The following is an 8,679-nucleotide window of genomic DNA, read 5'->3' as shown; positions in this document are numbered from 1 at the left end:
GGCGGGGGCTGGACCGGCGGGGTTTCGGGTAGCGGTGGCGGCTCGGCGGGCGCCGCAGCTTTCTTCGGCATGGCCACCACGTTGCCGGCAACGCTGAGCGCCGCGCCGATGGCCGCCGTCAGCTGCGGCCGGGGTGAACTGATGACGGCGGCCCCGAAGCGTTGCGACAGGCCGTTCGTGACGGTCGGCATATTGGCCCCGCCACCAACCGACACGATCGCCGACAGTTCGCCGGGCGCGATCTCGTTGTCGTCCAACGTGTCCTGTAATGCGGTGAAGAAGCCGTCGAGCGGTTGACGCAGCGCCTCGTCGAGTTCTACGCGGGTCAGCCATACCCCGCCGTGGAATCCCGCCAGTTCGGCGACCGTCTCCGTCGACAGGTGCTCCTTGGCATCACGGCACTGGCTGCGCAATCTGGTCAACGATCCGACCGTCGGGGGCCCGTCACTGTTGCCGCCCAGATCGGCCACCACATGATCGAGCAACGCCTGGTCGATCACATCACCGGAGAACGTGGTCATGCGGCGGGTGGCGCCGATGGGTTCGTACTCGCGCCGGGCGTCGACGAGGGTGATGTTGCTGCCGCTGCCACCGAAGTCGCACACCGCGATGATGCCGTGGTCGGGCAGACCTGGGTTGGACCGCAGGGCGGTCAACACCGCAACGGTGTCCGAGATCAGCGTCACCGGATGCTGCGCCCATTCCGACACCCGCCCCAAGGCGGTGCGCAGCGCCCCGATGGCCTCCGGCGACCAGTGGGCCGGATGGCTCACCGCCACCGCGGGCGGTATCGGGCGTCCCTCGGTGGCGGCGTAAGCCAGCGCGTGCAGTCCGTCGCCGAGCAGTTGCTCGGCGCGGTGCGTGGATCCGTCGCCGGCCACGACCGGCTCGCGGCCGCCGACACGATCGACGAAATCGGTCACCACCAGCCCGCGTTCGACCAGGTCGACGCTGCCGACGGAGTTCTCCGACGGCATGCCGATCTGGGACGGCCGGTCCCGGAACAGCGTGAGCACCGGCCGGCGGGTGATCGCGCGATCGGCGGTGACTGCCGCCAGAGTGGTCGCTCCGACAGACATGCCCATCGCGGGGCCTGTGTCATGCGCCATGCTGTCCCATCCACGGTGTCCACCGGCGATCGGAACACACCGGATCGTGGCAATTTTATCGACGGGTGTCCGGTTTACCCCGCATTGCAGCGCCATTGGTGCGCCGAACCACTCGCAACGGTTCCGGCGGCAACCCCCGCGCCGGCCGGCCCGCTGCTTCCGGCAGTCGCTGACAGCGCGCCGTGCCCGGGCTGGCCGCACTCTGTGGCGGTGCCCGGTTCCGAGTTTGCTCCGGCTACACAGTCCGGTTGCCGCCCGGCCGACACCGGGTCGACATACCGTGGTAACCGGCCGCTCACTTGCATGTCGGTGCGGTGATGATCCGAATCTGTACAAGGCCTGTGAGTCAGAGCGCGATGCCACGTCAACCGCTTCCGCTATTACGTGAATTCCCAGGACAGTCTGCTTACGTCGCGGCACGAGTTATGCCACCATGAACGGGTGAACACACGTCGGATTCTTCGTTCCCTCGGTGTTGTGCCGGCACTGGCCTGGCTGCTGCAGAGCACCGCTGTCACCCCTCCCCTCGCCTCTGCCGAGCCCTGCCCGGATGTCCAGGTAATGTTTGCTAGAGGCACCGATGAAGCGATCGGCGTCGGTGAGACCGGGCAAGCGTTCGTCGATGCGCTGCAGCACCGGCTCGGCGGGCGCTCCATGGCGGTCTATGCCGTCGACTACCCCGCCACCAACGACTGGCCGACCGGCATCCAGGGCATCCGTGACGCCACCGCGCACATCCAGGCCACCGCCGCGAATTGCCCCAAGACCAAGATGGTGCTCAGCGGCTTCTCGCAGGGCGCCGCGGTGATTGGTTTCTCCACCGCCAACGTCATCCCGGACGGGGTGGAAGGGGTGGATGTACCACGGCCGATGCCCCCCGAAGTGGCCGATCACGTCGCCGCCGTCGTGCTGTTCGGGACCCCGAACGAGCGGGCGATGAACTTCCTGGGACAACCGCCCCTGGCCATCGGTCCGGCCTACATGGCCAAGACCATCCAACTGTGCGCGCCGGAAGACCCGGTCTGCTCCGAGGGAATGAATTTCGCGGCCCACGCCCCCGGCGCCTACGACGGAATCGTCGACGAGGGCGCAGCATACGCGGCAAACCGGCTGTAACCACGGTGTTCGCAGCGCACCGCCGGTATTGCGGTTTGCTGGTCACGCCGCCGACGGTGTCCGCCGGCTGCGGTTGGCCGGGCACGGTCGAGGACCCGGCCGGGTCGGCACGGCGCTGAATACCGACCCGCGGACCGGTCGGGCGACCGCGGCATGTCAGCATTTGAGCATGACCTTGCGTGACACTGTTCGCACCGTCACTGCCGCGGTGATGCTGATGGGGACCCTGCTGGTCGCGCCGGCGGGCATTCCGGCCGCCGCCGCCGAGCCCTGCCCGGACACCGAGGTGGTGTTCGCGCGCGGCTCCGGGCAGCCCGTCGGGCTCGGTGACGTCGGGGAGGCGTTCGTCGCTTCGCTCACCGAACAACTGCCCGGCCGCGACGTGGCGGTCTACCCCGTCGACTACCCGGCGAGCACCGACTACCGCAACAGCGCGCTGCTCGGTGAGAGCGACGCCACCGCGCGCATCCAGGCCACCGTCGCCAATTGCCCGAACACCAAACTCGTGCTCGGTGGTTACTCCCAGGGCGCCAGCGTGATCGAGATGTCCAGCAATTCACTGCCGCCGGCGGTCGCCCAGCATGTGGCCGCGGTGGCGCTGTTCGGCCCGCCGTCGAGCCCGTACTCCACCTCGTTGTGGGGCGGCCCGCTGCCGGTCCTCGCCGCGTCGTATCACCCGAAGACCATCAACTTCTGCCTGGCGGGCGACATCTACTGCGAAGACCACGGCAGCGTCGTCCCGCACCTGATGTACGTGCAGGACGGCAAGGCGGACGAGGGCGCCGCCTTCGTCGCGAATCGCCTGACGAGCGGTTAGTACGACTCGGTCAGAACACGCTCGGTATCCGCGCATCGATCAGGTGCGGACCCGGCTCGGCCAGTGCCCGGCGGAACTGGTCGGCGAGTTCCTCGCAGCTGGTCGCCACACTCGCCGGCACTCCGAAACCCTCGGCGATCTTGGCGAAGTCCATGTTCGGCCGCGAAAGGTCCAGCAGTGCTTCCGCTTTGGGGCCGTACCCCCCGCCTTCCGCTTCGGCGCCCACCCGGGCCAGCTCCATGCGCAGGATCGCGTAGGAGCTGTTGTTGATCAGCACCGTGGTCACATTCGCGTTCTCCCGCGCCATCGACCACAACGCCGAGATGGTGTAGGCCGCGCTGCCGTCGGCCTGCAGCGCGATCACCGGCCGGTCCGGAGCGGCGACCGCAGCGCCCAGGGCGACCGGGAGTCCCTGCCCGATCGCGCCGCCGGTGAGGGTGAGCACGTCGTGCCGTGCCGCGCCGGCGGTGGCCGCCGGAAGCATCAGGCCCGAGGTGTTGGACTCATCGGAGATGATCGCGCCCTCGGGCAGCAGCGCCGCGATCACCTGCACCCAGTTCTGCGGAGTGAGCTCCCCGACCGGCAGTTGCGGGGCGGCAGCGGGCGCGGGCCGCGGCTGCACCCCGGGCGCCACCGCCTCGGCAAGTTGTGCCAGCGCGGCGGACACGTCCGTCTCCAGTCCCGCCAACTGGTGCACCGCACAACCTTCGGGTACCAGGTCACTGGGTTTGCCGGGGTAGGCGAAGAACGACACCGGGGCTCGGGTACCGGCGACCACCAGGTGCTTGATCCCGTCGAGCTGGAACGCGGCCTGCTCGGCTAGGTAGCCGAGCCGGTCGATGGCCGGCACGCCGGCGCCGCGCGCCAACCGGGCCGGGAAGGTCTCGACCAGCGCGCGGGCTCCGGTCGCGGCGGCGATCCGGTCGGTGGCCTGCAGTGCCGACACGTCGGCGACCGCCGGGCCACCGATCAGCAGCGCCACGGGCTCGCCGCTGCGCAGCACATCGGCGATCTCGGCGACGGCATGGGCGTCGGGGGCGGCCGCGGCGACCGGTTCGACCGGTCCGGCCGCCTGCGCCCCGTCGTCCCAGGAGATGTCGGCCGGCAGGATCAGGTTGGCCACCTGCGCCGGACTGGCCATCGAGGCGGCCACCGCTTCGGCCGCATCCCGGCCGATCTCGGTCCCGGCGCCGGTGCGACGCACCCAGCCGTGAGTCCAGTCGGTCAGCGGCTCGATGTCGGACTCCAGTGGTGCGTCGTACTTCTTGTGGTAGGTGGCGTGGTCGCCAATGACGTTGACCACCGGAACGTGCGCGCGGCGGGCATTGTGCAGGTTGGCCAGGCCGTTACTGAGCCCGGGCCCCAGGTGCAGCAGGGTGGCCGCCGGCTTTCCGGCGATGCGGGCATAGCCGTCGGCCGCGCCGGTCACCACCCCTTCGAACAGGCACAGCACCCCGCGCATCTGCGGAACCGAGTCCAGCGCGGCCACGAAATGCATCTCGGAGGTGCCGGGGTTGGCGAAGCAGACCTGCACGCCGCTGTCGACCAGGGTGGTGATCAGGGCCTGTGCTCCGTTGGTCATGAGGCTGCCTTTCCTACCGAGACCGAATGCCCGGTTGCACACCGGGCCACGCCGCTCAGGCTAGATCGCTGCCACACCGTGCCGAGCCGCCGGGGCGAAACCGGCGTCCCCGGGCTGCTCACTCACCGCGGCCGCGCGCCCGCCTGCCGGCGACCATGCCGGCGGCCGCCACCGAGATCAGCCCGACGCTGACGACCAGCCCGACAAGTGCAGCCAGCGCATGCGGCGGCAGCACCCGCACCCGGATGGATTGCTCACGCAGTGCACCGTCGACACCGAAACCCCACATCCGGATGTGATGCGTGCCAGGCGGTGTATCGATCGGAATGACGATGTCGGCGTGCACATTACCGTCGTCGTCGACGACGGCAGAGCCGACCATCCGGGGCGCGGAGTCCACTCGGAGGATCACCTCGCTACCGGGCTCGTAACCGTCACCGAAGACGCTTTTTCGTCCCCCCGCGGCGGCAAGGTCACCTAACGACAGTTTCTTACCGTGAGCCTGTTTCGTCTCGGTGCGGCTCGACCAGTCCGGCGGCAGGGCGGGATCGGCGATGGGCGCCTGGCGGGCCGACCACGCGGAGATGGCCCGAGCCATCGCCGCATATCCGGCCACATTCGGGTGCGCCATCTCCGGGTCCTTCATGTGCACCAACGTCGTGACGTCACCGAAGCTGACCGTGTTGGCGTAGCGGTCCTGGCTGTCGCAGATCGTGTGATCCGGCTGGAAGGCCTCGATGACGTCGGTGGCGAAATACACCGGGACACGGTCGTTCTGCAGCGCTGCGACCGAGGCTGCGATGGTGTCGTTGAGTTGATCGATGTAGTCGTTGAGGAAGTCCGACTCTGCGTGGCTGACATCTGCGAAGCAACCATCGAAACGCTTCGAGGCCTTCGTGGGGATGATCCGCGGGTAGGGGACGACGACGATCGGCGCCACACCGCCGCCGCGCATTGCGCGCGATTCCGAATCGTTGATGGCGCGATCGACGTCACGGTAGACCCCGCTCAGATCATTGGCCATTGATGCAATCCACGCGGTGATGTCATCTTTGACGGTGTTGCCGTCGGCGAGCAGTTCATCTTGACAGTTGGTGAATTTCGGCATTGAGACAGTCATGGAACTGTGCGTATTTTGCGGCGTGGCGCACTTGGTGAGGATGGGGCCGAACAGGGCGTCGTTGCCACCGATGCTCATCAGGACGGCCTGTGGCGGAGTTCGTCCCAGCAGTTTCATCAGCTGGGGTACCACCAGGTGATATTCGGCTTTTTCGCTCTTCTGGTCCTGGTAGAACTCGTTGATCGTCGCACCTGAGCAGGCGATGATCTGGGCGTCGGGGAAAAGCACCCGGCCGTAGGTTTTCGCCGACCGGTGACACAGATTCTTCTCTTTGTCATCGGTGCCCGGCAGATACGTTCCGTAGGCGCCCTCACCCGACGAGTACGAGTCACCGAGGATCGCCACGTCGGTGATGCCCGCCAGCAGCCCGGTGAGGTGGCCGAACGGCTCGACTACGGTGACCTTGCCGGTCTTGACCACCGGCGCGGCGTTGGCCGCGGTCGCCACGGCGATCCAGCTGAACTGCGCGTTGGCCTGTTCCGGGCTCGGCCGTACCGTGATGTCGATGGGCTGGGGAATTCCGTGGCTCAGGTTGCCCAGGAAGCGCACCGGCCGGGGTACCAGGACCACGCCGGGTTTGTCGTCGGCGCTGCGGAAGTCCAGCGACACCCGCACGTCCTGGGCCGGCACCAGCCCGGTGTTCTGCACGGTCAGCCGCACCGGGGTGCCACCGCTGGTGCCGCTGACGGCGGCCAACTCCTTGGGTACCGACACCGTCAACTCCAGGCGCGCAAAGCTGTCCTGCAGTGCGTTATTCAACTGGGTCGGATCGGTCGCATCGATGTATTTGCCGCCGGTGGTGTTCGAGATGCACCGCAGCTCCCGGGCGCCCTCGTCGCTGATACGGAACCCGACGGTGTTGACGACGACCTCGAAGCCCTCCGACGACAGCTTCTTGGCCACCTCGCACGGCGGTGCGCCGCAGTTGGATTCGCCGTCGCTGACCAACACGATGGTGCCGTGCCCGGCACCTTTGGCCTTGAGCAGACCGGCGGCCTGCGTCAACGCCGGTCCGGTCGGGGTGTCACCGTCGGGGCTGAGTTGGCGCAGCGCGGCCGAGACATCGGCCAGGTGGACTTTGTCCTTCACCGCGACCTCGACTCGGCCCTGCACGCAGCCGTCGACACTGCGGGAGTTGCGACCGGGGTAGGCGAGCATGCCGAACGGTGAATTCGGATCCAGCGAGTTGGCCAGTTCACGCACCGCGTGGCGCGCCGCGTCGATTCGGGGGGTGCCGTCACCGGAGTCCTCGCTCATCGAGCTGGACGTGTCCAACACGACCAGCACCGGCTGGTAGGAGGTGTTGGTCCAGGATTGGTCGCCGGGGCCAGCGGTTGCGTGCGGCGCGGCGAGCGGGGCAATGGCCGTCAGGCCCACGATCGCGAGCGTCAGCAGCAGCCGCAGCATGGTCCGCATCAGCGCTGGCCCGCGATGACGTCCAGCCCCTCGGGCAGGCCCAGCAGCCGAGCGTCACCGAGCACCACGGTGGGTGCCCGGTCGGGATCATCGGTGCTGACCTCGATCCGCAGCCGCAGCCGGCCGCTCAGGTCGACGTGGACCGGTTCGGAGTGCCCGAGCCCGACACCAACGGTCGCCAGCGGCTGATCGTCCGCGAAAATCTTGACCGTCGCCCCGCCGGCGCCCTTGGCGTCATCGGTGCCGACCGTCGCCTCGAACGCCATCGCGTTACGGGCCAGGTTGTATTCGATCCCGGCGGGTTTGCTCCCGGGTTTGCATACCACGCTGTCACCCACCGGCTTCCCGTTCACGGTGCCACCGGTCGCGGCCGAGCAGGAGCTGGACGTCACGCCGCGCACCGACGCCAGCGTGAGCGCATCGCCGGGATCGGCCACCGCCAACGTCACCACGGTGGGCATGATCTCCCCTGCGGCAGGGATGGTTTCGACGATCTGGCCGCGCGGTACGCCCGGATCGACACGACGCTGCGTCTGGACGACGGCACCGAGTTTCTCCAGCGCGGTGCGCCCTTCGCCGGCGTTCTTGCCCACCAGTTCGGGCATCGGCGCCGGACTGGACACGGTCAGCTCGATGCCGTCTACGTCGGCGGTGCCCACCGACGGCTGCTGACTGACGATCAGCCCGACCGGTCCGGCTGCGGGTTGCTCGACGACCGTGGTCTTCCGATCGGCGAGCCCCGCGTCGGCGAGCACCGTTTGGGCGATGTCGCGCTGCAGGCCGAGCAGGGACGGCATCGGCTGGCTCTGGCGCTGCTGCGCGGCGACGAGGTCTGCCGGATCGATCTTGACCGCCTTGTCGCCGACGATCATCGGCGGAATCAGCAGGTAGGTGATGGCGGCGCCGGCGAGCAGCAGCCCCGTGACCAGGGCGGGCCATTTCATTCGGACCAGCCGGGACGGCCGGCGACCGGACGGAACGACCGGCACGACTTCAGTTTTCGCCGCATCGGGATCCGAATCTGGCAACATGTTCACGAAGTTAACCACAAATCCACGGACAAGTGTTCGGCCTCCGCAACCTCGTACACACAATTTGCCGATGTCCGGCAAGGGAGAGTCCCAGTGCCATTCCACTCACCACCGAATTGGCCGACTCCGCCGCCCGGATGGGAGCCGGGACCCGATTGGAAACCCGACCCGTCGTGGGGGCCACCACCGCCCGGTTGGGTCTTCTGGGATGACACATCGCCGCGGGTCGCCAAGCCGCGTGAAGACGCACCGACGCGGCGACTTCGGACTCCGCCTCCCGGCCGCCGCTTCGCCGCGCCGGCACCGCGGATCTACCGCGACGACCAGGCCACCGAGACTTTCGCCGCCGTCTCGCCGGCGCCCGTGCCCGCACCGCACATCCGCCGTGACGATCTGGTGAAAACGGAGCGGCATATTGCTGCGCCGGGCCCGGCACCTCCCCCGACTGCGACGACGGAACCGGGCAGTGACGGGCCGGCACGCTTGTG

Annotated in this window: 6 protein-coding genes; 2 read left to right on the top strand and 4 right to left on the bottom strand. The window is 68.4% G+C overall.

All coding sequences use genetic code 11. The features are described 5' to 3' along the window. On the bottom strand, window positions 1-1,109 hold a 1,109-nt coding region (locus tag AWC24_RS08260; RefSeq protein ID WP_165757722.1), incomplete at its 3' end, for an Hsp70 family protein. A gap of 441 nt (window positions 1,110-1,550) precedes the next feature. Between AWC24_RS08260 and AWC24_RS08255 the strand changes: the two genes are divergently transcribed. Then, window positions 1,551-2,225 (top strand): cutinase family protein, encoded by a 675-nt coding sequence (locus tag AWC24_RS08255; protein WP_085083780.1) that lies wholly within the window; start codon window positions 1,551-1,553, stop codon window positions 2,223-2,225. Window positions 2,226-2,394: 169 nt separating this feature from the next. Further along, entirely contained in the window at window positions 2,395-3,042 is a 648-nt protein-coding gene (locus AWC24_RS08250; protein WP_085083778.1) for a cutinase family protein, read from the top strand. A 10-nt stretch (window positions 3,043-3,052) separates the two neighbouring features. On the opposite strand, the gene AWC24_RS08245 is transcribed toward AWC24_RS08250, so the two are convergent. The 3 genes from AWC24_RS08245 to AWC24_RS08235 all read right to left on the bottom strand — a co-directional run bounded on the left by AWC24_RS08245 (window position 3,053) and on the right by AWC24_RS08235 (window position 8,104). Next, window positions 3,053-4,624 (bottom strand): acetolactate synthase large subunit, encoded by a 1,572-nt coding sequence (locus AWC24_RS08245; protein ID WP_085083776.1) that lies wholly within the window; start codon window positions 4,622-4,624, stop codon window positions 3,053-3,055. 118 nt (window positions 4,625-4,742) lie between these two features. Next, complete coding sequence (locus AWC24_RS08240) at window positions 4,743-7,160, bottom strand: VWA domain-containing protein (RefSeq protein WP_085083774.1); 2,418 nt, start codon at window positions 7,158-7,160, stop codon at window positions 4,743-4,745. Continuing rightward, on the bottom strand, window positions 7,160-8,104 hold the full coding sequence (locus AWC24_RS08235; RefSeq protein ID WP_163705353.1) for a PASTA domain-containing protein: 945 nt from the start codon (window positions 8,102-8,104) through the stop codon (window positions 7,160-7,162). The genes AWC24_RS08240 and AWC24_RS08235 overlap by 1 nt, the downstream gene beginning before the upstream one ends. Window positions 8,105-8,679 lie beyond the last annotated feature (575 nt).

The sequence above is a fragment of the Mycolicibacter senuensis genome (genome assembly GCF_002101885.1).
Lineage (GTDB): Bacteria > Actinomycetota > Actinomycetes > Mycobacteriales > Mycobacteriaceae > Mycobacterium > Mycobacterium senuense.
The sequence above is the reverse complement of the archived record's forward strand: the minus strand, read 5'-3'. Positions and strand labels throughout refer to the sequence as shown.